Origin of the sequence: Nonomuraea fastidiosa, from assembly GCF_042751225.1 — a bacterium.
GTDB lineage: Bacteria > Actinomycetota > Actinomycetes > Streptosporangiales > Streptosporangiaceae > Nonomuraea > Nonomuraea fastidiosa.
The window spans coordinates 7,328,645-7,349,247 of record NZ_CP170570.1; the positions used below are offsets into that span (position 1 = coordinate 7,328,645).

Below are 20,603 nucleotides of genomic sequence, written 5' to 3' on the forward strand. Positions count from 1 at the left end.
CGTCACATGCCTACGGCGTGATCAGGTGCATCCTCCGCAGCGTCCACCTCAGGGCAGCGGGTCCTGCGAGTACGCGATCAGGCCGGTCACCTTGCTGGCCGGTTCCCGGCAGAGCGCGAGTGCGGCGGCGGCCATCACCTCCGGGGGTTCGGCGTTCGGGTCGTTCTCGGTGGTCAGGCCGTGGAAGAGGGTGCCGGGGGTGGGGACGACCTGGGTGGGGGCGAGGGAGTTGACGGCGATGTTGTCGGCGTACAGCTCGGCGGCGAGGCCCGTGGTGAGGCGTTCCAGCGCAGCCTTGCACATGCCGTACACGGTGGCGCCCAGGCCGGCGAGCCGGTCCGGTGGGATGGACGGGTGCCGGGCGGCCACCGATGAGATGTTGAGTATCCAGCCCTGGCCGCGTTCCCGCATGCCGGGGATGACGAGCTGGGCGAGGTGCGTCGGCGCGTTCACCTGGACGTCGAACATGAGGGCCATGCGGCGCGGGCTGAAGTCCGCGACCGGTGTGAAGTAGGTGACGGCGGCGTTGTTGACCAGGATGTCCACCCGGCCGAAGCGGTCGAGGACCTGCGACACCAGGCGGGCCCTGTCGTCGGGGACCGACAGGTCGGCGGCGAACGCCTCCGCCGTGCCGCCCGCGTCGCGGATGCGGCCGACGGTGTCGCGCAGCGTGCCCGGCAGCCGGTTGGTGCCCTCCTCCAGCGTCCTGGCGGTGGCCGCGATCCGCGCGCCCGCCGCGCCGAACGCCTCGGCGATCGCGGCGCCGATGCCCCTGCTGGCTCCGGTCACGATCGCGACCCGTCCGTCCAGCTCGCCCATGGCCACTCCCTCATTCTAGAACTATGTTCTGAAATGAGCTTCTGTCCGGGCGGCGCAGGCTGTCAAGGGCTCAGGCGGGCAGGGGGCCGCGCCCAGTGCGGTCGGTCAAGGGCTCAGTCCAACGGGGACCCTGGCGCGGCCGGTCAAGGGGTCAGTCGAGCAGGGATCGGCCCAGCGCGTACGCCTCCGTCAGGTCGCCGCCCCGATAGCTGAGGGCGGCCAGATCGGCGAGGTGGTGGTCGGCGTTGACGGCGACCGTGTTGGTCAGCCGCCGGAACAGCGGCGCGTCCGACATCGAGTCCCCGTACGCGACGCACCGCTCGTACGTCAGCCCGTACCGCCGCCGCAGCCGCTCGGCGATCCCGACCTTGTCGGACGGGGTGAGGATGTTGGCGGGATCGAGCGGCTCGGCGAACGGCGGCGCCGGGAACCGCGACGCCACCACCTCGTCGAAGCCCAGGTCGAGCAGGTGCCGGGCGAAGAAGTCCGGCGACATGGTGATGACCGCGGAGTGCTCGCCGCGCTCGCGGATGTCGCGGCAGACCTGCTCGATGCCGTTCAGCCACGGGCTGGCCGCGAACGCCTCCGCCACGGCCGCCTCCGTCAGCTCGCGCCACAGCTCGTGGATGGCGGCGGCGAAGCCCCGCGTGTCGATCTCGCCGGCCGCGAACCTGGCCTCCAGCTCCACGAGTTCGTCGTACGTGCCGAGCCGCCGGGCGATCTGCAGGCTGGCCGAGGAGCCGGTGAGCAGCGTGCCGTCCATGTCGAAGACGTGCAGGGACGTCATCCCATCACCCGCGCCTTCCGCCCCGGTCCTCTCATGTCCATCCGAGATCGTAGCGGGGTGGGGCGAAACGGGAGAACCGGGCGTTCAGCGCGTGGTGGCGATGACCCTCAGGCCGTCCGTGTGAACACGGACGGATGCCGGGTGCCGGACGCGACAGATGACGTGCTCACGCGATGCGCGCCTCGTCGGTCTCGCCGTCCGACAGGAACGCCGCCAGCGCCTGCCCCTCCTCGGCCAGCTCGGCCCGCTCGGCACGCGTGAGATCGCGCAGCGGGGCGATGACGACCGCGCCGGAAGGACCGCGTTCGACGGTCCAGGTGGCCGACACCCGGCCGTCCACCAGGACGACGCGGGCCCCCGCCACCGACAGGTTCCGGTGCTCGTCGTCGATGATGCGGGTGCGGTCGTGGTAGCCGAGGATCGCGTTGTCGAAGGCCGGCAGGAAACGTACGGGGGCGGGCGTGTCAGGGTCGGGGCGCGGCGCGTCCGGCAGGTCGAGCAGCACCCGGCCGCGCTCGTCCTTGAACGTGACCAGCTCGTCCCGTACGGCCGCCACGGCTGCGGGCAACCCCGCCAGACCGGCCCAGGCCCGCAGGTCCGCGGTGGCGGCGGGGCCGTAGGCGGCGAGATAGCGGCGTACGAGCTCCCGGCCCGCGGGGTCGGAGCCGTCGGCGGGCAGCGGTTCGATCTTGCGGCCGAGCCAGGACTCCAGCGTGGCGTAGCGCACCCCCGCCTTCGTCCGCCACACACCGCGCGGCGGCAGCTGCACCGCCGGGACGAGCGCGGCCATGGCCAGCTCGCCTAACGCCCGGGCGTCCGCCTCCGGCCGGTGCTCCGCCAGCGTCCTGCCCATCTCGCCCATCGACCGGGGTACGCCGTCCGCCATGATCGCCACGGTCGCCGCCCGCAGCTCCTCCAGGTCGATGCCGTCCAGCTCCCGCCGGTACACGGCGAGCACCTTCTGCCGCAGCATCGCGTCATGGCGGGCCCGCCAGGCGAGCGCGTCGTCGGCGGTCACGAGGTGCACGGTCCTGCGCATGAGAGGCATCCGTACGACCTGCCGCCCGGTGAGCAGCCCCGACAGCTCCGCGGGGTCGAACGCCGACAACCGCGACCACAACCCCACGAACGGCTCCTGCGGCTCCTGCGCCTGCAACCCGCACAGGTGCGCGACCGCGTCCAGTGCGGGGACGGCGGCCCGTTCGAGCAGCGACTGCCGGGCCAGCGTGGCGCGGTTGAGCGCCCGCGTGCTGAGAACGACCATGAGCATCCTTCGAGGGGTGGGACGGGTGGCGCTACGGACACACTCTCGCAGGGATTGCGGCCAGGTCATGGCCGCAATGGCAACCCCCGCGCCTTCGGGTACCCCGCCGCATGTAACTCCGCGGACACAGCATAGATACAAGCATGTATTCATGCCTGGTATCCTGAAGGCATGTCCGAGACCGCCAAGCGTCCGTCCGCTGCTCAGACCGCGTACGCCGTCACAAAGGAGCTCATCCTCTCCGGCGAGCTGCCCGGCGGCACCCTCATCAGCGAGGGCGAGATCGCCGAGCGCGTACAGGTCAGCAGGACCCCCGTGCGCGAGGCGTTCCTGCGCCTTGAGTCGGAGGAGCTGCTGGCGCTGCACCCCAAGCGCGGCGCGGTCGTCGTGCCGGTGCCGCCGGGAGAGGCGGCCGACGTGCTGGAGCTGCGGCTCGCGCTGGAGCGTTCCGCGGCCGAGCGCATCGCGCGCACCGGCCTGCCCGATGAGCACGACCAGCGGATGCGCGACCTGCTGGCCCGGCAGCGGGAGCTGGCGGCGGCGGGTGACGTCGGAAAGTACGCGGAGGCGGACGAGGCGTTCCACCGGTCCATCGTCGAGGCGTCGGGCAACCGCCTGGCCGCCCGCTTCTACGCCACCCTCGGCGACCGCCAGCGCCGCATGAGCATCTCGGCGCTGCGGCTGCGTCCCGAACGACTGCCACTGCTCACGGGTGAGCACGAGACGCTCCTCGATCACCTGCGGGCCGGCGAGACCACGGCCTTCGGAGAAGCGCTCCACGCCCATCTGACGGCCACCCACGGCAACCTGCACTGACCCCGGCCTGCCCCTTGACCTCCAGGCCGCATGGGGGTTCCTCGGCAGGTCCCGGGCCCCGCCCCGGCAGGCACGTCCGCAACGCTCCCGTTCGTACACGACCGACGCTGAAAGTCCCTATCGTCATGCTCGAAACACGGCAGGCCACCGCGGTGAAACCGCCCGCACCCCGCAGGTCGTCCTGGAGGGTCGTCGCGGTGGCGATGTTCCTCTGCGGGTGGGGCGGCAACCAGTTCACGCCGCTGCTGCTCATGTACCGCCGCCTCGGCGGCTACTCGATGCTCGACGTGGACGCCTTCCTCGGCGCGTACGTCGTCGGCCTCGTCCCCGGCCTGCTCCTGGCCGGCCCCGTCTCCGACCGGCGCGGCCGGCGTCCCGTCCTCGTGGCGGGCACCGTCGCGTCCGCGCTGGCGAGCCTCGTGCTGTGCTTCGGCGGCCAGAGCCCCTGGGCGATCTACGCGGGCCGTCTGGTCACCGGCGTCGCGGTCGGCATCGCGATGGCGGTGGGCAGCAGCTGGGTGAAGGAGCTGTCGTCCGGCGAGGACGGCGCGCTGCCCGCCCGGCGCGCCTCGCTCTGCCAGACGGCGGGGTTCGCGCTGGGTGCCGCAGTGGCGGGCGCGCTCGCCCAGTGGGGTCCGTGGCCCATGGTCAGCCCGTACGTCGTGCACCTGCTGCTCACCGCGGCCGTCCCCGTGCCGCTGCTGCGCGTGCCCGAGACCCGCGCGCCCGGCCCTCACCCGGAGGGGCGGGGAGTGCTGGCCTCGCTGCTCGACGACCTGCGCATACCCGCACCGGCGCGGCGGCGGTTCCGGCTGGTGGTCCTGCCGATGGCGCCGTGGGTGTTCGGGGCGGCCGGGCTCGCGTACGCGGTCATGCCGCAGCTCGTGGACACCCGCGTGGGGGAGTGGGGCCTGGTGTACGCCACCGGCCTGACCGTGCTGATGCTCGGCATGGGGGTGGCCGTCCAGCCGGTGGCCAAGAGGCTGCGCGGCGGGCGGGCGCCGGTGGCGGCCATGGGCGTGATGCTCGCGGGGGCGGTGCTGTGCGCGGCGGGCGCGGTGGTGCTGTCGCCGTGGCTGGCCGCCGCTGCCGCCGCCGTGCTCGGCGCCGGGTACGGGATCGCGGTCGTGTCCGGGCTGCTGGAAATCCAGCGCATGGCGGGCGCGGACGACCTGGCCGGCCTCACGGGGATCTACTACATGCTCGCGTATGCGGGATTTCTGCTTCCTGCCCTGCTGGCCGGATTGTCGGCGTGGCTGTCGTACCCGGTGATGCTGGCGGCGGTGGCCTGCGCGGCGCTGATCTGCCTGGCCGTCGTCGCGACCGGCGTACGCGTCACCGCGCGAGCCGGTCACTGATCCTGGCCGAAGGGACGGAAGGTTAGCTGAGAGTAACGGAAAGTTACGGTGAGTGACATCGCGGTGGGTTATCACAGCAGGTGCGTGCCGCCCGCGGCGTCACAGCAGTAACCCGCGTCGCACCCGGCATCGCGCTCCGTGATCCGCTACACCGTGGAGGTATCCATGCGTCCATCCCCCCGTAGCGTCGCCGTCGCCGCGGCCGCCGCGCTAGCGGGCGGCCTCGTGCTGGCGGCGCCCGCCGCGCACGCCGTGGTCGACCCCGCCAAGATCAACGTTCTGGAGTCCCTGCAGAAGGCCGACCCGATCGTGATGGCCAACTGCGCCACCGGCACCGTGGCCGACCCCGTGGGGGCCGTCGTCATACCGCCGGAAGTGCCGCTCGTCGGCTGCCTCACCCTCTGAACGCGCCGGAGCGGGACCCATTCGCGGGTCCCGCTCCGCGTTCTCCCTCACGACGGGGGCCGTCAGGAGTGCCGGGGGAGGCGGTGGCGAAGCGCCTCAAGCCTGGCTTGTACACTCTTGGCGTTTCTTGGGGGAATCGGGGGAATCGCGCGTGCCGCTGGAGCAGGTCCTGGTGTTGCTGACCGCGGCGGCCGCAGCCGGATGGGTCGACGCCGTCGTGGGAGGCGGCGGGCTGCTGCAGCTCCCCGCCATCCTGATGACCGGCATGCCGACGGTCGAGGCGATGGCCACCAACAAGCTGTCGTCGGTCTTCGGCACCACCTCCGCCGCCGTCGCGTACGCGCGCTCCAGCAAGCTCGACCGCGAGGTCGCGATCCCGGGCGCGGCCATGGCCGTGGTGAGCGCCGGACTCGGCGCGTGGGCGGCCGCGTCCATCTCCGCCGACGTGCTGCGGCCCGCCGTCATGGTGGTGCTGCTCGCGGTGGCCGCGTTCGTGACGCTGCGGCCGAGCATGGGGGCGCTGCCCGAGCCGCGGCTGCGCACCAGGGCCCGGGTGGTGGCGGCGGTGGCCACTGCCGGGATCGGCATCGCCTTCTACGACGGGATCATGGGGCCCGGCACCGGAACGTTCCTCATCATCGCCTTCACCACGATCCTCGGGCTCGACTTCGTCTCCGCGTCCGCCTCCGCGAAGATCATCAACATCGGCACGAACGTCGGCGCGCTGGCCGTGTTCGCGGTGGAGGGGCACGTGCAGTGGCTGCTCGGCCTCCTGATGGCGGTCTGCAACATCGCGGGGGCGCAGGTCGGGGCGCGGATGGCGCTCAAGCGGGGGGCGGCGTTCGTACGGATCGTGCTGTTGTGCGTGGTCGTGGCGATGGTGATCAGGCTCGGGTGGCAGCAGTTCGCCTGACCCCGGTCCGTCCGGCCTGGCCGGTCCCGTCGCGTGTCAGCGCCCGGCTGCAGGACGACGCCGGGTCCACCGCCAGGCCGACGCGCCCCGGCTGAGCGCCCTGCCGTGCGGCGCTTGCGTTCCGGCTGGTCGCGGCTTGCCCCGGACGCCCCGGGAGGCGCGCCGCTTTGCCCAGATCGGGCGTGACCTGCCGGAAATAGAATGGCCGGCATGCGCGCCAGCCGCCTCCTTTCTCTGCTTCTGCTCCTGCAGACGCGGGGCCGTATGACCGCGCCCGAGATCGCGGCCGAGCTGGAGGTGTCCGTACGCACCGTCTACCGCGACATCGAGGCCCTGTCGGCGGCCGGCGTGCCGGTCTACGCCGACCGCGGACCCGCCGGCGGCTACCGGCTGCTCGACGGCTACCGCACCAGGCTGAACGGCCTGACCGCCGAGGAGGCGTCCTCACTCTTTTTGGCCGGACTGCCGGGACCCGCCGCCGAGCTGGGCCTGGCCGAGGTCGCCGCCAACGCCGAGCTGAAGCTCCTGGCCGCGCTGCCGCCCGAGCCGCGCTCCCAGGCCGCCCGCATGCGGGAGCGGTTCCTGCTGGACGTGCCCAGCTGGTACCGCTCCGCCGACGACGTGCCGCACCTGACCGAGGTGGCCGAGGCCGTGTGGGACCAGCGGCCGCTGCACATGACCTACCGGCGGTGGGGCCGGGAGGTGGTCGACCGGGTGATCCACCCGTACGGGCTGGTGCTCAAGGGCGGCTCCTGGTACCTCGTGGCCGCGCCTCCCGGCGGCTCGCCGCGTACCTACCGGGTCGCGCGCATCCTCACCCTGGAGACGCTGCCCGGACGCTTCACCCGGCCGGAGGACTTCGAGCTGGCGACGTTCTGGGCCAAGTACGCCAAGGAGTTCCGCGAGCGGATGTACACCGCCGAAGCGGTCATCAGGCTCGCTCCCGGGCGGGGCGACCTGCTGGCGTACACGATGGGCGCGGACGTGGTCGCCGCCGCGCTGGCCGCCGCCGGCGAGCCCGACCCCGAAGGCTGGGTCACGCTCACCCTGCCCATCGAGTCGCTCACGCACGCCCGCTGGCTGCTGCTGCGCATGGGCACCGACGTCGAGGTTCTCGAGCCGCCGGAGCTGCGCGCGATGATGGCCGAGGCGGCCGCCGGCCTGGCCAAGCTGTACTGCTGACCGCCGCCTGCGCGGCGTGGCCGCCGGGCCGGGCGGAAAATCAGGCGACACCCGCGCCCGCCATCTGCCAGCATCCCCGGCATGTACCTTCTCGCTTTCGTGGGCGCGTGCGTCCTGGTGGCCATGGCGCCTGGGGTGAGCACGGCCATCATCATGCGCCAGACCCTGCGCGCCGGCCGCGGCTCCGGCCTGGCCGCCACGCTGGGCAACGAGACCGGGATCCTGCTGTGGGGCCTGGCGGCGGCGTTCGGGCTGTCCGCCCTGGTCGTGGCCTCGCAGCTGGCCTACGACGTGATGCGCGTGACGGGCGCGGTCGTGCTGGTGGTCATGGGCGCGCAGGCGCTGTGGCAGGCGAGGAAGCCGGCCCCCGTCACCGCCGCCGAAGGGGAGGCGGTGACGAGCCATCGCGGGGCCTACCTGGCGGGCCTCGGCACGTGCCTGGCGAACCCGAAGGCGGCCGTGTTCGCGATGTCGTTCCTGCCGCAGTTCGTCCCGGCCGGGCAGGACGTGCCGCTCACCCTCGCCACGCTGGCCGTCGTGTGGGTGCTGGTGGACGTGCTCTGGTACGCGCTGCTCATCTGGGCCGTCGCCCTGGCGAAGGACTGGCTGGGCCGCCCGGCCGTCAAGCGGCGGCTCGAACAGATCTCCGGCGTGGTGCTGATCGGCCTCGGCGTGCGGATGGCGGTGGAGTCACGATGACGATCTGGCACGACGAGCGCGGCGCGGGCGAGCCGGTGGTGCTGCTGCACGCGACCGCGGCCGACTCCGGCATGTGGGACGCCCAGTGGGAGGCGCTGGCGGACCGCTTCCGGGTGATCAAAGTGGACTTCCGCGGCTACGGCCGCAGCCCGTACGAGGCCGGGGAGCCGTACAGCGACGCGGGCGACGTCGCCAAGGTGCTGGCCGCGCTCGGCGTCAGCAGGGCGGCGCTGGTCGGGTCGTCGGGCGGCGGCCGGGTCGCCCTGGAACTGGCGGCCGCCGGGCTGGCGGGGCGGCTGGTCCTGCTCAACCCGCTGGGCACGCTGGAGCCGACACCCGACCTGCGGGCGTACTGGGACGAGGAAGGACGCCTGCTGAAGCAGCGTGACGTGCAGGGCGCGGCCGAGCTGAACGCCCGCACGCTCCTCGGTCCCGACGCGGGCCAGGCGGCGCGGGACAGGCTGGTGGCGATGCAGCGGCACGCGTTCGAGGTGCAGCTCGCCGCCGACCCCGAGCCCGAGCAGGTCGAGAACGAGATCACCCCGGCCGAGATCGACGTGCCCGCGCTGGTGGTGTCGGGCGGGCACGATCTGCCGTACTTCCGCGAGAGCGCCCGCCATCTCGCCGCCGAGCTTCCCCAGGCGCGGCTGCTTGAGCTGGAGTGGGCCGGGCACCTGCCGGCGCTCGAACGTCCCGATGAGATCAACGCACTGCTGCTGGATTACCTTTAGTGCATGACGAACGACCTGGCGGACCTCATGAGGCAGGCACAGGACGACGATCCGCTGCTGGCGCTGCACGCCACGAGCGCGCTGCGGCGCGAGATCGAGCGGCTGGAGGCGGTCCAGGTGCGGCGCGCCAGGGTGGCGGGGCTGGCCTGGTCGCAGATCGCCGACGCGATCGGGGTGAGCAAGCAGGCGGTGCATAAGAAGTACGGCCGCCGCTAGCGCGCCACCTCCTCGGTGGCGTCGAGCCGAATCGCTCGGCACCGGTCCGCGACCAGGGCGATCCGCGAACTGTCGAGCGCAGTCTCGGCTGCTCGTGGGTGGGAGCCCAGGGCGCAAGCAGGCTGTTCGTCAGGCGTTCCCGCCGAGAAATCTACAATGTAAAGGCGCCCGGCTTCGATGCTCTGCAGTAGTCAGACAAACGCGGGATCCCGCGAGAGCGCCTGAAAAGACCAGCCGTCTTGGGGTAACCCGCCGCCGCGCCGAGTCCGCGCCCATCGCACCCGCTCCGACGCCCATCGCACCTGTTCCGACGCCCATCGCACCCGCTCCGGCCGCGGCTGATCGGGAACGCCTCAATGACCGCCATGTCGGGTCCGGCCGCACGTGCCGGTGCCAGGCGCGGTGTCGAGGGCAGCGGCGTTCACGGCGCTGGAACGAGAATGCGCTGCATTGGAACAGTGCGCGGCGCCGGAACGACAGCGCGCTGCATTGGAGGAGTGCCCGGCGCCGGAACGACAGCGCGCGGCATGGGACCAGTGCCCGGCGATGGAGCGAAGGGATGTCCTTGCGCACATCGGCCGCGCCCCGCGCGTCGCTCCCCGGAACACCGTCCACGCGCGCTCAGGTCGGCTCCCTGGCCCGTAGAGAGCCCGCGAGGGTCACCCCGCGAAGACGAGCCGAGGGGATCGTGGCGCCGCCGGGCGCAGACGGTAGTGGCAGGCACCGGGCGGGAGGACCTTTGCCGCGGGGGCAGGTGTGAACCCGTGGCAGATCACCAGGCAGGCATGCCCGCGAGGGACTCATGAGAAGGCACGGGGTCACTGACGGGTCACCGGGCAGGTGCGCCCGCCCGTGAGGGACTCAGTAGACAGCGCATGGCGGGTCACCGGACAAATGCGCCCGTGAGACGCCGGCGGGTCAACGGTCGGGTATGCCCGCGAGACGCTGACGCGTCATTAGGCGGGCATGCCCGTATGAGGGGCTTATGAGACAGCGCGTGAACCCAGCGGGCCACCGGGCGGCCGCAGCTGAAGGCGCAGGTGAGAACGAGAGTAGACCAGGCTGGATCACCTCGCGGAGACGGCGTAAGCGGGCTCACGGGCCGGGCGGGGCGCAGCCGGGCGGTGGCGTTCGCGGGCCGGCCACCAGATGCGCGGGCCCAGGTGACAGGTCAGCGCCGGCACCAGGAACGAGCGGACGATCACGGTGTCGATCACGACCCCGACCGCCACCAGCAGCCCGAGCTGGACCACCGGCACCAGCGGCAGCACGGTCAGCACGGAGAAGGCCGCCGCCAGCACCACCCCGGCCGCCGTGATCACCCCGCCGGTCGCGCGCAGCGCGTGCAGGGTCGCCTGGCGGGTGCCGAGGCGCACGGTCTCCTCCCGCACCCGGGCCATCAGGAAGATGTTGTAGTCGACGCCGAACGCGACCAGGAACACGAACGCGTACAGGGCGAATGACACGTCCATCACGGGATAGTCCAGCACCTGCGTGAACAGTGCCGAGCACACCCCCAGCGTGGCCGCGAACGACAGCACCACCGTGCCCATCAGCAGCAGCGGCGCCACCAGCGAGCGCAGCAGGACGACCAGGATCAATCCGACGACCAGCAGGATCAGCGGCACGACGAGGCGGGCGTCGGAGAGCGCGGCGTTCTTGGCGTCGAGCAGCTCGCCGGTGACCCCGCCGACCAGCGCCGCGTCGCCGGCCGCCAGGCGTACGGCCGCCCGCAGGTCCTCCACCAGACGCTCGGCGTGCGGCGTGTTCGGCTCGGCGGCCAGCACCACGTCGTAGACCCGCCAGGGCGCGGCGGGCCCCCTGCGTACGGACACCACTCCCTCGGCCCCGCGTACGGCCCGCGCCACGGCGGCGGTCGAACCTTGCTTGGCCAGCACCACGACGGGCGCGCTGGCCGGATAGTGCCGCCGCAGCGCCTCGTAGCCATCCACCGAGCCCGTACGGGTGGTGAACATCGCCGACGGTGGGATGCCGGAGGCGTCCAGCGTGGTCAACCCCAGACACATCACCGCAAGCAGGACCAGCGATCCCACCCACACCACAGGAGCCCGCCGCCCCACGAACTCCGCCACCCGCGCCCAGATCCGCCCAGGCCCCGCACCTGCACCAGGCCGCCCCTGGTCGGGCTCGGTGCCTGCGCCCGGCCGGGCCTGGTCAGCTTCCATGCCTGTGCCCGGCCAAGCCCGGTAAGGATCCACGTCCGCGCCCTGCCTGCGGAAACGCGTGAGCCCGAAACCTCGCGCGATACCTACCGGCGCGCCGATATCGGCTACGTCTGACGAGTCGAAGCCTGGGCGGGGAGTGGACGGCCAGAAGGCGCGACGGCCGCCGAGCAGCATGAGGGCGGGCAGCAGAGTGACCATCACCGCCATCGTGATGAGCACCCCGATGGCGGCGGCCGCGCCGATCGAGCGCAGGGCGTTGGTGTCGGCCGCCACCAAGCAGCCGATACCGCCCGCCACCGTCAGCGCCGAGGCGACGACCGTACGGACGCCGCTCGCCATCGCCTCCTTCAGCGCCGCCGTCTCGCCGACCGTGACGCGCAGCCGCTCGCGGAAGCGGGCGACCAGCAGCAGCGCGTAGTCAGTGGCCACCCCGAACACCAGCACCGTGAACACCTCAGGCGTGGCCGCCCGCAGAGTGATCAGCCCCGACCGGCCCAGCGCGTAGATCGCCGCCGCCGAGCACAGATAGGCGACCAGCACGGACAGCATGGGGATCAGCCACAGCACCGGACTGCGATAGACGGCCAGCAGGACCAGCAGCACCACGGTCACGCTCAGCGCCAGCAGCGTGCCGTCCACTTGCAGGAACGCGTCGGAGTAGTCGGCCGCAACCCCGGCCGCGCCCGCGACATGGCTGACCAGCCCCGGCGGGTTGGCCTCGGCCGCGATGCGGCGCACCTCCTCGACCAGCGGGGAGATCATCACGCCTGGCTTGCCCGACAGCAGCACCGTCACCTGCAGCGCACGCCTGTCGACGCTGGGCAGCGGCGCCGCCGAGGTGCCCACCACGTTGGGCACGCGGGCGAACTCTCGTAGGTCGCGCCGCACGGCAACGAGATCGTCGGGCCGCAGCGGGCCCGGGCGCTCGTAGACGACCAGCGTGGGCACCGTACGCCCGGACTGCTCGGCCACCAGGTCGAGCACGCGCGCCGACTCGACGCCCCTGGCGAGCATGGACGTGCCGCTGGTGACGCGGACGTCCTCCAGCGGGCCGCTCGTGAGAACGGCCGCCAGCGTGAGGACGACCCACCCGAGCACCACGCAGGCGGCAATCGCCCGCGCGCGCATTCTGCGAAAAAGAACCGGCAATTCCCGCCCACCCCCGGCTTGGTACAAAGGCGCCGGCCGACACGTAGACCCTAGATTCCCGATCCTGCTCAAACAAATTGACGAGGCGGTCTTTTATTTACGTCAGGCGGCAATAAAAGCCGACATTGCACTATTAGTAGGGCGAAGGAATTTGTGGTGAAGGAAGGGAATGTGCGGCTTTTGCCCTATGTGAGGGCGTGCTGATTTCGCCTCTCCGCGAACGCCCACGGACGCAGGTGCGGGGTGTCGGGTGCGTGCGGGGGAGTGGGGGTGCACGGGTACGCGCCCGGCTATGGACGCGGGCGTGGGCAAGGCCACGGGTGAGGGCCGGGACGCGGACATGGAGCGGTGCCGGGTGGCGGTGTGGTCGGGTGCGGGGTCAGGCGCGTACGCGGAGGTCGGCGAAGAGGGCGCGGTGGTCGGAGCCGGGGATGTCGAAGATCTGCGTGGCCACCGCTCCGGCGCGCGAGTCGGTCAGTACGTGGTCGATGGCGACCAGCGGCGGCAGCGATCGGCCGTGTGGCCAGGTCGGGATGAGGCCGTTGCCGGTGGAGTCGGCGGCGTCGGTGTAGCCGGTGGCGAGGAGGTCGCGGAAGACGGCGTGGTCGAGGGTCGCGTTGAAGTCGCCTGCCAGGATCCGGGGAGGTCCGGACGTGGGGGCGGGCGGCAGGGAGGCCACCCCGGCGTGCCATTCGGGGACCGTACGTGGTACGGGCGCCACCGGGTGCACCACGACCACTTCGACAGGCGAGCCGCCGGGGAGCGAGACCTCAGCGACCGGCATGTGGTGCCCCACCGGCTGGAACAGCCCCTTGCGTTCGCGCAGCGGGTGGCGGGAGTAGATGCCGCTGCCCTCGGGACCGCGTACGTCGGGCACGCTGATGTGGTACGGCAGCAGGTGATTGAGGCCGACCGCGTTGAGCCGGACCATGGCCGACCAGGTGAGCTCCTGGATGCTGAGGACGTCCACCTGAAGTCGGCGTACGAGATCCACGAGGACGGCCGCGTCGCCCCGCCCGCCGTTGAGGTTGGCGGTCAGCACCCGCAACGCGCGCCCGCCCGCCGGGGCGGCGCCGTCGCCGAACGCGCGCGGCACCACGCACCAGGCGAGGCAGGCGCAGACCACCACCATGATCGCCGTTGCGGCCCGGCTCCTGAGCACGACCGCGACGCCCAGCACGACCAGCGCCATCACCGCGAAGTACGGCGTGAACGCGGCCATCGGCACCAGGAAGACGCCGGTCTCCAGCCCGCCGAGCCGCACCGCCGTACCGGCCGCGAACAGCACCGCCAGGCCGACCGTCAGCCGCCTGCGCCACACCCGCCGGGGCCGCGCCTTGGGCACCGCCGCCTCCACGTCCTCCTGCATCAGCACGAGCGCTCAGGCTAGAAGACCATCCTTAACGTCTGATGAGGAACAGCCCGCCGCGCGGGCCGTGCGGTGCCGGGGCCTCGCCTGCGCCGGCGCGAGTACCCGAGGCTGTCCCCTTGCTGTTCGCGCGGGAGGCACGGCAGCGCTGTTGGCGGGAGGCGCGACAGCGCCGGGAGGCACGGCAGCGCTGGGAGGCACGGCAGCGCTGTTCGCGGGGGCACGGCAGCGAGCCTCGGTGGCCTTGGGAGCGTGTGACGCTATGCGGCTGACGACTGGCCTGGGCGGTCGGCCTCGTGGTTTGCGCCGGCGTGAGTGCGCAGGTTCCGGGGTTGTTCTCGGCTTCGGATGCCCTGCCGCGCGGGGCGCGCGGTGGCGGTGTCCCACTTGCGTCAGTGTGTAGCGCCCAGGCTGAAGGATCATCCTCGACGTGTGATGAGGGTCAGCTTGCCGCGCGGGCCGCGCGGTGGCGGCGGACTGCGTCGCGGTTGGCGCAGCGCTGTGAGCAGTAGCGCTGTCGTCCGGTACGCGAGGTGTCGGCGAAGATCGTGGCGCACTCGATGACGGCGCAGCGCCTGAGCCGGTGCATGCCCCGCCCCACCAGGTGCAGCGCCGTGCCGACAGAGATCAGAGCGGCCAGTACGGCGCCGGGCGGTTGGTCGTCGTCGCGGTAGTGCAGGTGCCAGCCGCTGCCCGCGTGGTCGGTCAGGCGCGGGTGGGCGGCGGATGCGGCCAGCATGCGGTTGACCAGCTCGGCTCTCCGCTGCTCGTCGGGGGCGTCCACAACCTGCTCCCATGCGTCGAGTACGGCGTGCACCCGCTCTACGTCCTGCGCCGTGACCGGCGACTCCAGCGCGAGCCCGAACGCACGGCAGCGGTCAGCGAGCTCGGCGGGGGTCGAGGGCCGCTGGTTGGCGAGGGACGCGGCCAGCTTCACAGCGTCCTCGCCGTAAGGGTTCAGATGCACAATGCCATTACAGCACGCTCAGACCAGGCCGACCATGAAGCCCTCGTCCTTGATGCCCCAGTACGCGGCCGGCCGGTACTGGCGCATCGCCTGCTCGATGATCGGGATGTACTTGGGGTTCGAGCCGAGCGGCAGCCGGTAGCCGTTCTTGACGGTGTGGAACTCCCACAGGTGCTCCATCTCCGGATGCCGCTGCCGGAAGCCGGGGTCGGCCGGGAACAGGTCGAGCCGGACCATCGTCTTGCGGAACAGGTAATCGGCCAGTTTGACGCGGCGCTGCTGCGTACGGGAGATGCCGACGCCCGCCAGCTCCTGCCACGCCGCCGCCCACGGCCGCCCCTGCGGATCGTCCCAGCGCACACCGGCCGCGTCGAAGACGAGCCGGCGCGGCCGGGCGAGCTTCTTCCAGGTGAAGACCGGCAGCAGGCCGATGAGCAGGAAGATCGCCCCCACGATCCCGACGGCGACCGCCGTACCCGAGCCGCCCGTGGTCTGCCCCGTCAGCGCCGAGAAGACGGCGAGGAGCCCGATCGCGCCCGCGACCGAGCCGCCGATCACCGACTTGACCTTGGCGTCGCCGCCCACGTCGATGACCACGGGAGCCGGTGCCGCGGCCGGGACCGGCGGTGCCGCAGGACCCCCTGGCGCTGCGGGACCCGGTGGTGTGGCGGTTCTCGGTGGCGCGGCGTGGCCCGGCGGTGCCGCGGGGCTCGGCGGTGTGGCTGTCCCCGGTGGCGCGGCAGGGCCCCACGGTGCGGTGGCGCCTGGCGGTGCGGCGTGGCCCGGCGGCATGGCAGAGCCTGGCGGGGGATAGGGCGGCCGGGGCGGGTAGGGCTGCTGCTGGAGGGGGCCGTATGTCATGGGATGTCACGTTAACGGGGGTGAACAGCGGAGATGTCACGCTTCAGGGTTTTGCGAAGCGAAGGCGTTGCGGTTGTGCGAAGCGCGGGCGTGGGGGTCGTGCAAAGTACGGGCGTGCGGGTTGTGGCGCTCGCTCCTCCCGTTCGCGGCGCGTTCCTTCCGTTCGTGGGCCGCTCCTCCCGTTCGGGGCTCGTCGTTCCGCTCGCGGCGCGGACACTCCCCACCGGCAACGTGTTGCTTGGCAGAACATCTACGCCGCCGAAAGTCGGCGATCGGTAGTATCTGGGTATGAGTGACGAACCCGTGGCGAACCACACCTTCGGCTGGACGCTCGGCGTCCTGCTGCGCGCTTACCAGAGCACGGTCGTCACGGTGATCGGCGACCTGCCCCATGGCCAGCGTGGCTATCAGACGCTCGCCGCCGTCGTGAGCGGCCGGCATCCGACTCAGCTCGCCCTGGCCTCTTACCTCGGCATCGACCGCACCGTGCTGACCTACCTCGTGGACGACCTGGTCGAGGCAGGGCTGGTGGAACGCAGGCTCAACCCGAACGACCGGCGGCAGCGCCGCATCGTGGCCACCGACAAGGGCGAGCGCGTCTACAAGGAACTCGAACGCCGGGTGAGCGAGGCCGAGGACCACCTGCTCGGCGCGCTGTCGCCGGACGAGCGCACCGCGTTCAAGGACATGTTGCAGCGGACGGCCTGCGCCGTGAGCGACATCGAACCGGCCAAGGACCCGTGCCAGGTGGCCGAAGAGATGCTGTCGGACGGCGGCTGACCAGGCGTTTCGTGCCCTCCCCAAATTAGTGCCGGATGCGGGGAATGTCCTCGCGCAAACGGTGGTTGTGCCACTCGTCTGGCGCTGAGATCGTCTAACTGACAACATATTTGGAGGAGGGCACCATGGCTGACTACGGCCACGACCTCAAGTTCGGCACCTTCATCACTCCCCTGAACGCCTCACCGAAGGAGGTCGTCGCCCTCGCGCAGGAGACTGAGGCCGCCGGGCTCGACCTGGTCACATTCCAGGACCACCCCTACCAATCGGCTTTCCTCGACACGTGGACGCTGCTGTCGTACGTCGCCGCCGTGACCGAACGCGTCCACCTGTCGGGCAACGTCGTCAACCTGCCGCTGCGCCCGCCCGCCGTGCTCGGCAAGGCCGCGGCCAGCCTTGACCTGCTCAGCGGTGGCCGGTTCGAGCTCGGGCTGGGCGCCGGCGGGTTCTGGGACGCGATCGAGGCCATGGGCGGCCGCCGGCTCAGCCCCGGCAAGGCCGTGGACGCGCTGAGCGAGGCCATCGACATCATCCGCGGCATCTGGGACGCGGACAACCGGACCCGGTTCCGCGTGGACGGCACCTACTACAAGGTCGACGGGGTCAAGCGCGGGCCCGCCCCGGCGCACGACATCGGCATCTGGCTGGGGGCGTACAAGCCGAAGATGCTCAAGCTCGTCGGTGCCAAGGCCGACGGATGGCTCCCCTCCCTGCCGTACATTGAGAGCCTGGAGCAGATCAAGGAGTCCAACGCCATCATCGACGAGGCCGCCGCCGCGGCCGGGCGCAAGCCCACGGACATCCGGCGGCTGCTCAACATCGGCGGCCGCTTCAGCGCCACCCCCAGTGACCGGCTCCTGTCCGGCCCGCCCGAGCAGTGGGCCGAGCAGCTGGCCACCCTCACCCTTCAGTTCGGCTTCTCCAGCTACATCCTGATGGCCAACGACGACCCCGCCACCATCAGGACGTTCGGCGAAGAGGTCGCGCCCGCCGTTCGCGAGCTCGTGTCGAAGGAGCGTGCCAAGTGAGCACTCGGTACGGCCACTCCCTCCGCCTCGGCCTGCTGCTCACCGGCACCGACCGGGACAGCGCCGCCGAACTCGCCCGGCTCGGTGAGGAGCTGGGGTACGACCTGATCGCCGTCCACGACCGCCCGGCGACTCCTGACGACCACGATCGGCCGTCCGGCCTGGACCCGTGGACGTTGCTGAGCTGGGTGGCGGGGCGCACCGGCCGCATCACGCTGGCCGCCCTCACACGGCCCGCCGTCGCGCCTGCGCAGCCCGCCGCCACGGCCGCCTCTGGCCCCGTCCTGCCCGCCGCCGCGTACGGCACCGTCCCCACGGTGACCGGGCGCGCCGCCGCCAGCCTCGACCTGCTCACCGGCGGACGCGTCGAGCTGGCCCTGGCGGCGGGCCCGGGCGCCGACGAGGCCGCCGAGATCATCCGCGGCATCTGGTCGGCCTCCGACCGCTCGCCGCTGAGCCACGACGGGGAGCACTACCGGGTGCCTGGCATGGAACGCGGCCCCGCTCCCGCGCACGACATCCCGCTCTGGATCGCCGGGGGCGCCGACCCCGAGGCGCTGCGCCTGGCCGCCCGCAAGGCCGACGCCTGGCTCCTCACCTCCAGCCCGGACGGGGAACGTGGCGATCTGCCGGCCACGCTGAAAGAGGCGAACGCCGTCATCGACGAGGCCGCCAAGGAGGCGGGACGCGACCCGCGCGAGATCCGCCGCATGGTCCACGTCACCGGCGCGCCCCAGGCGTCCGACCTCCTGCCGCTCATCGAGGAGGCAGGCGTCGGCACGATCCTGCTGGCCACCGACGACCCGGAGGAGGTCAGGCGCTTCGCGCGCGACACCGCCCCGGCCCTGCGCGCGGCGGCCCAGCAGAACAGGGAGGCCCAGGTCAAGAGCGTGTTCGTCCGCAGCAAGCGCCACCCCGACATCGACTACGACGCCATCCCCGCCTCCCTGGCCGCCGACGCCGTCGAGCCCGGCGACCCCGGCTACGCCCGCGTGCGCTCGACGTACATGCGCGGCGGAGCCCCCGGCCTGGTCCTGCGGCCCGGCACGCCGGAGGAGGTGAGCGAGGCGGTGCGGTACGCCCGCACGCAGCCGGTGAAGCTGTCGATCCGCAGCGGCGGTCACGGCATCAGCGGCCGCTCGACCAACCGCGGCGGCATCGTCATCGACGTCTCCCGCATGAACGCCATCGAGGTGCTCGACAAGGAGACCCGCCGCGTCCGCATCGAGCCCGGCGCACGCTGGGGCGACGTGGCCGCCGCGCTCGCCCCGCACGGCTGGGCGCTCAGCTCCGGCGACTACGGCAGCGTCGGTGTGGGCGGGCTGGCGACGGCCGGCGGCATCGGCTGGTTCGTCCGCGAGCACGGCCTGACCATCGACCACCTGCGGGCGGTGGAGATGGTGCTGGCCGACGGCACGCGGGTGCGGGCCGACGAGAACGAGAACGCCGACCTGTTCTGGGCGGTGCGCGGCGCGGGCGCCAACTTCGGCATCGTGACGTCGTTCGAGTTCGAGGTGGACGAGGTGGGCGACGTCGGGTTCGCCCAGTTCATCGTGGACGCCACCGACACCGCGGGCCTGCTGGAACGCTGGGGCGCCGCCGTGGAGGCCGCGCCGCGCGACGTCACCAGCACCCTGCTCATCGGACGGCCCCAGCCCGGACAGCCGGTCATCGGGCAGATCTCGGCCGTCGTGGACTCGTCCGACTCCGACACGATCGTCTCCAGGCTGCAGCCCATCGCGGGCGTGGCGCCGCTGCTGGACTACAGCATCCAGGTGATGCCGTACTACGCGATCATGGCGGGCCCGCACGGCCCCCAGATGGGGCAGGGCGAGCCGGTGGCCAGGTCGGGGCTGGCCGACCACCTGACGCCCGAGCTGGCGGCGGCGGCCGAGAAGCTGGTGCGCAGCGGGCAGACCTACTTCTTCCAGATCAGGGGCATGGGCGGCGCTTCGAGCGACGTGCCGCCGGACGCCACGGCGTACGCGGGCCGCTCGGCCAACTTCCAGCTGGTCGCGTTCGGCCAGAGCAAGCGCGGTCTGGACGAGCAGTGGGACCCCATGATCGACCACTTCTCCGGCCTGTACATCAACTTCGAGACCGACCAGCGCCCGGAACGCCTGCACGAGGCCTACCCCGAGGCTCACCTGCGGCGGCTGCGGGAGCTCAAGCGGCGCTACGACCCGGAGAACGTCTTCCGCGACAACTTCCCGATCGAGCCCGCCGAGCCCGCCGAGGCGGCCGAGTCCGTCACGGTCTGACGCGGGCTCACGCGAGGTCCCACAGCAGGCGGTAATAGGCGAGGCGTACGGGGTCGGGCTCGATCCCGTACCCCTCGTACAGGCCGCCGTCGTGGCCGGGCCCGAAGCCGAGGTCCATGCTCCACGCCGCCACCGCGGGGCTCGGCCCGCCACCGCTCGGCGATGGCCGAGGTGCCGGGCACGGCGGACGTCACCAGCCGCTGCTCATCGGCGTTCGCGCCGCGGTCGAGCACCGGCGGCACGGCGTCGTCCCCGGCCAGCTCGGCGATCACGGCGGGACCTCGGCATCCAGGTTCACAAGCCTGTGATCATGGCAGGCCGTGACGGCGGCAGGCCAGCGGTTTTCCCAGCGCCACGCTGCTGCGCTACCTGAGCATCATCCAGCTCGGCGTCAGCCGCGTCACCACCGAGCCGGTGACCCTGGGCGGCGTGGACATCCCCGCCGGCGCCACCGTCGTCGTCGCCACGCCCGAGGTCAACCGCGACCCGCAGCACTGGCCCGACCCCGACCGCCTCGACGTACGCCGCCCGCGCACCTCCCATCTGGCCTTCGGGCACGGCGTCCACCAGTGCCTCGGCCAGCAGCTCGCCCGCGTCGAGATGCGGATCGGGCTGCGCGAGCTGATCACCGGCCTGCCCGGCCTGCGGCTCGCGGTGCCCGCCGAGAAGGTGCCGCTCCGCAACGAGATGCTGATCTTCAGCGTGCACTCGCTCCCGGTCGCCTGGTCCTGACGCGCCCGGCGTGCGGCCCGCGGCCTGCGCGGCTCCTTTCTAGGACCCCTCCCCACGGCGGCCTGCCGCCGTTCGCGCCT

At 72.3% G+C, this 20,603-nt stretch carries 18 protein-coding genes and 1 pseudogene; 12 read left to right on the plus strand and 7 right to left on the minus strand.

What is annotated here, in order from left to right:
• Nucleotides 1-48: 48 nt before the first annotated feature.
• The 3 genes from ACFMQL_RS33570 to ACFMQL_RS33580 form a co-directional block, all read right to left on the minus strand.
• Nucleotides 49-819, minus strand: coding sequence for an SDR family NAD(P)-dependent oxidoreductase (locus tag ACFMQL_RS33570; protein WP_378788788.1), 771 nt, complete (start codon nucleotides 817-819; stop codon nucleotides 49-51).
• Between the two features lie 151 nt (nucleotides 820-970).
• Nucleotides 971-1,606 carry an HAD-IB family phosphatase gene (locus tag ACFMQL_RS33575; protein WP_364051671.1) on the minus strand — a complete coding sequence of 212 codons (636 nt, stop codon included), beginning with the start codon at nucleotides 1,604-1,606 and terminating at the stop codon, nucleotides 971-973.
• 166 nt (nucleotides 1,607-1,772) lie between these two features.
• Entirely contained in the window at nucleotides 1,773-2,870 is a 1,098-nt protein-coding gene (locus ACFMQL_RS33580; protein WP_378788790.1) for a winged helix DNA-binding domain-containing protein, read from the minus strand.
• Nucleotides 2,871-3,041: 171 nt separating this feature from the next.
• Between ACFMQL_RS33580 and ACFMQL_RS33585 the strand changes: the two genes are divergently transcribed.
• The 8 genes from ACFMQL_RS33585 to ACFMQL_RS33620 all read left to right on the plus strand — a co-directional run bounded on the left by ACFMQL_RS33585 (nucleotide 3,042) and on the right by ACFMQL_RS33620 (nucleotide 9,190).
• The gene (locus ACFMQL_RS33585) at nucleotides 3,042-3,686 is read left to right on the plus strand and encodes a GntR family transcriptional regulator (RefSeq protein WP_378788792.1); all 645 of its coding nucleotides are present in this window, start codon (nucleotides 3,042-3,044) and stop codon (nucleotides 3,684-3,686) included.
• Between the two features lie 125 nt (nucleotides 3,687-3,811).
• Nucleotides 3,812-5,044 carry an MFS transporter gene (locus ACFMQL_RS33590; protein WP_364051662.1) on the plus strand — a complete coding sequence of 411 codons (1,233 nt, stop codon included), beginning with the start codon at nucleotides 3,812-3,814 and terminating at the stop codon, nucleotides 5,042-5,044.
• Nucleotides 5,045-5,209: 165 nt separating this feature from the next.
• On the plus strand, nucleotides 5,210-5,449 hold the full coding sequence (locus ACFMQL_RS33595; RefSeq protein WP_364051659.1) for a hypothetical protein: 240 nt from the start codon (nucleotides 5,210-5,212) through the stop codon (nucleotides 5,447-5,449).
• A 151-nt stretch (nucleotides 5,450-5,600) separates the two neighbouring features.
• Nucleotides 5,601-6,362 carry a TSUP family transporter gene (locus ACFMQL_RS33600; RefSeq protein WP_364051656.1) on the plus strand — a complete coding sequence of 254 codons (762 nt, stop codon included), beginning with the start codon at nucleotides 5,601-5,603 and terminating at the stop codon, nucleotides 6,360-6,362.
• A 210-nt stretch (nucleotides 6,363-6,572) separates the two neighbouring features.
• Nucleotides 6,573-7,544 carry a YafY family protein gene (locus ACFMQL_RS33605; RefSeq protein ID WP_364051653.1) on the plus strand — a complete coding sequence of 324 codons (972 nt, stop codon included), beginning with the start codon at nucleotides 6,573-6,575 and terminating at the stop codon, nucleotides 7,542-7,544.
• Nucleotides 7,545-7,625: 81 nt separating this feature from the next.
• Nucleotides 7,626-8,243, plus strand: a complete 618-nt coding sequence (locus ACFMQL_RS33610) for a LysE family translocator (protein WP_364051650.1) — start codon at nucleotides 7,626-7,628, stop codon at nucleotides 8,241-8,243.
• A complete protein-coding gene (locus tag ACFMQL_RS33615; protein ID WP_378788795.1) occupies nucleotides 8,240-8,974 on the plus strand; it encodes an alpha/beta fold hydrolase in 735 nt (244 codons plus the stop codon). The genes ACFMQL_RS33610 and ACFMQL_RS33615 overlap by 4 nt, the downstream gene beginning before the upstream one ends.
• Before the next feature lie 3 nt (nucleotides 8,975-8,977).
• Nucleotides 8,978-9,190, plus strand: a complete 213-nt coding sequence (locus ACFMQL_RS33620) for a hypothetical protein (RefSeq protein ID WP_364051644.1) — start codon at nucleotides 8,978-8,980, stop codon at nucleotides 9,188-9,190.
• A 1,067-nt stretch (nucleotides 9,191-10,257) separates the two neighbouring features.
• Here ACFMQL_RS33620 and ACFMQL_RS33625 read toward each other — a convergent pair.
• From ACFMQL_RS33625 to ACFMQL_RS33640, 4 genes are all read right to left on the minus strand, one after another.
• Nucleotides 10,258-12,477: an MMPL family transporter gene (locus ACFMQL_RS33625; protein ID WP_378788797.1), complete on the minus strand. Its 2,220-nt coding sequence runs from the start codon at nucleotides 12,475-12,477 to the stop codon at nucleotides 10,258-10,260.
• A 427-nt stretch (nucleotides 12,478-12,904) separates the two neighbouring features.
• On the minus strand, nucleotides 12,905-13,894 hold the full coding sequence (locus ACFMQL_RS33630) for an endonuclease/exonuclease/phosphatase family protein (RefSeq protein ID WP_378790233.1): 990 nt from the start codon (nucleotides 13,892-13,894) through the stop codon (nucleotides 12,905-12,907).
• Between the two features lie 442 nt (nucleotides 13,895-14,336).
• Nucleotides 14,337-14,861, minus strand: coding sequence for a CGNR zinc finger domain-containing protein (locus tag ACFMQL_RS33635; protein ID WP_364051638.1), 525 nt, complete (start codon nucleotides 14,859-14,861; stop codon nucleotides 14,337-14,339).
• An 18-nt stretch (nucleotides 14,862-14,879) separates the two neighbouring features.
• On the minus strand, nucleotides 14,880-15,458 hold the full coding sequence (locus tag ACFMQL_RS33640) for a hypothetical protein (protein ID WP_378788799.1): 579 nt from the start codon (nucleotides 15,456-15,458) through the stop codon (nucleotides 14,880-14,882).
• 552 nt (nucleotides 15,459-16,010) lie between these two features.
• On the opposite strand from ACFMQL_RS33640, the gene ACFMQL_RS33645 reads away from it, so the two are divergent.
• The 4 genes and pseudogenes from ACFMQL_RS33645 (at nucleotide 16,011) to ACFMQL_RS33660 (ending at nucleotide 20,523) form a co-directional block, all read left to right on the plus strand.
• Entirely contained in the window at nucleotides 16,011-16,502 is a 492-nt protein-coding gene (locus ACFMQL_RS33645; protein WP_364051632.1) for a MarR family transcriptional regulator, read from the plus strand.
• Nucleotides 16,503-16,627: 125 nt separating this feature from the next.
• Nucleotides 16,628-17,524, plus strand: a pseudogene (locus tag ACFMQL_RS33650) (LLM class flavin-dependent oxidoreductase); the annotation flags it as partial.
• A gap of 2 nt (nucleotides 17,525-17,526) precedes the next feature.
• Entirely contained in the window at nucleotides 17,527-19,791 is a 2,265-nt protein-coding gene (locus tag ACFMQL_RS33655; RefSeq protein WP_364051626.1) for an LLM class flavin-dependent oxidoreductase, read from the plus strand.
• A 369-nt stretch (nucleotides 19,792-20,160) separates the two neighbouring features.
• Nucleotides 20,161-20,523, plus strand: a complete 363-nt coding sequence (locus ACFMQL_RS33660; RefSeq protein WP_378790234.1) for a cytochrome P450 — start codon at nucleotides 20,161-20,163, stop codon at nucleotides 20,521-20,523.
• Nucleotides 20,524-20,603: the final 80 nt, after the last annotated feature.

Coding starts and splice junctions, on each gene's coding strand:
- ACFMQL_RS33605 (WP_364051653.1), top strand. CDS start 6,573: ATGCGCGCCAGCCGCCTCCTTTCTCTGCTTCTGCTCCTGCAGACGCGG.
- ACFMQL_RS33595 (WP_364051659.1), top strand. CDS start 5,210: ATGCGTCCATCCCCCCGTAGCGTCGCCGTCGCCGCGGCCGCCGCGCTA.
- ACFMQL_RS33580 (WP_378788790.1), bottom strand. CDS start 2,870: ATGGTCGTTCTCAGCACGCGGGCGCTCAACCGCGCCACGCTGGCCCGG.
- ACFMQL_RS33575 (WP_364051671.1), bottom strand. CDS start 1,606: ATGACGTCCCTGCACGTCTTCGACATGGACGGCACGCTGCTCACCGGC.
- ACFMQL_RS33645 (WP_364051632.1), top strand. CDS start 16,011: ATGAGTGACGAACCCGTGGCGAACCACACCTTCGGCTGGACGCTCGGC.
- ACFMQL_RS33590 (WP_364051662.1), top strand. CDS start 3,812: ATGCTCGAAACACGGCAGGCCACCGCGGTGAAACCGCCCGCACCCCGC.
- ACFMQL_RS33585 (WP_378788792.1), top strand. CDS start 3,042: ATGTCCGAGACCGCCAAGCGTCCGTCCGCTGCTCAGACCGCGTACGCC.
- ACFMQL_RS33630 (WP_378790233.1), bottom strand. CDS start 13,894: ATGCAGGAGGACGTGGAGGCGGCGGTGCCCAAGGCGCGGCCCCGGCGG.
- ACFMQL_RS33570 (WP_378788788.1), bottom strand. CDS start 819: ATGGGCGAGCTGGACGGACGGGTCGCGATCGTGACCGGAGCCAGCAGG.
- ACFMQL_RS33620 (WP_364051644.1), top strand. CDS start 8,978: ATGACGAACGACCTGGCGGACCTCATGAGGCAGGCACAGGACGACGAT.
- ACFMQL_RS33615 (WP_378788795.1), top strand. CDS start 8,240: ATGACGATCTGGCACGACGAGCGCGGCGCGGGCGAGCCGGTGGTGCTG.
- ACFMQL_RS33610 (WP_364051650.1), top strand. CDS start 7,626: ATGTACCTTCTCGCTTTCGTGGGCGCGTGCGTCCTGGTGGCCATGGCG.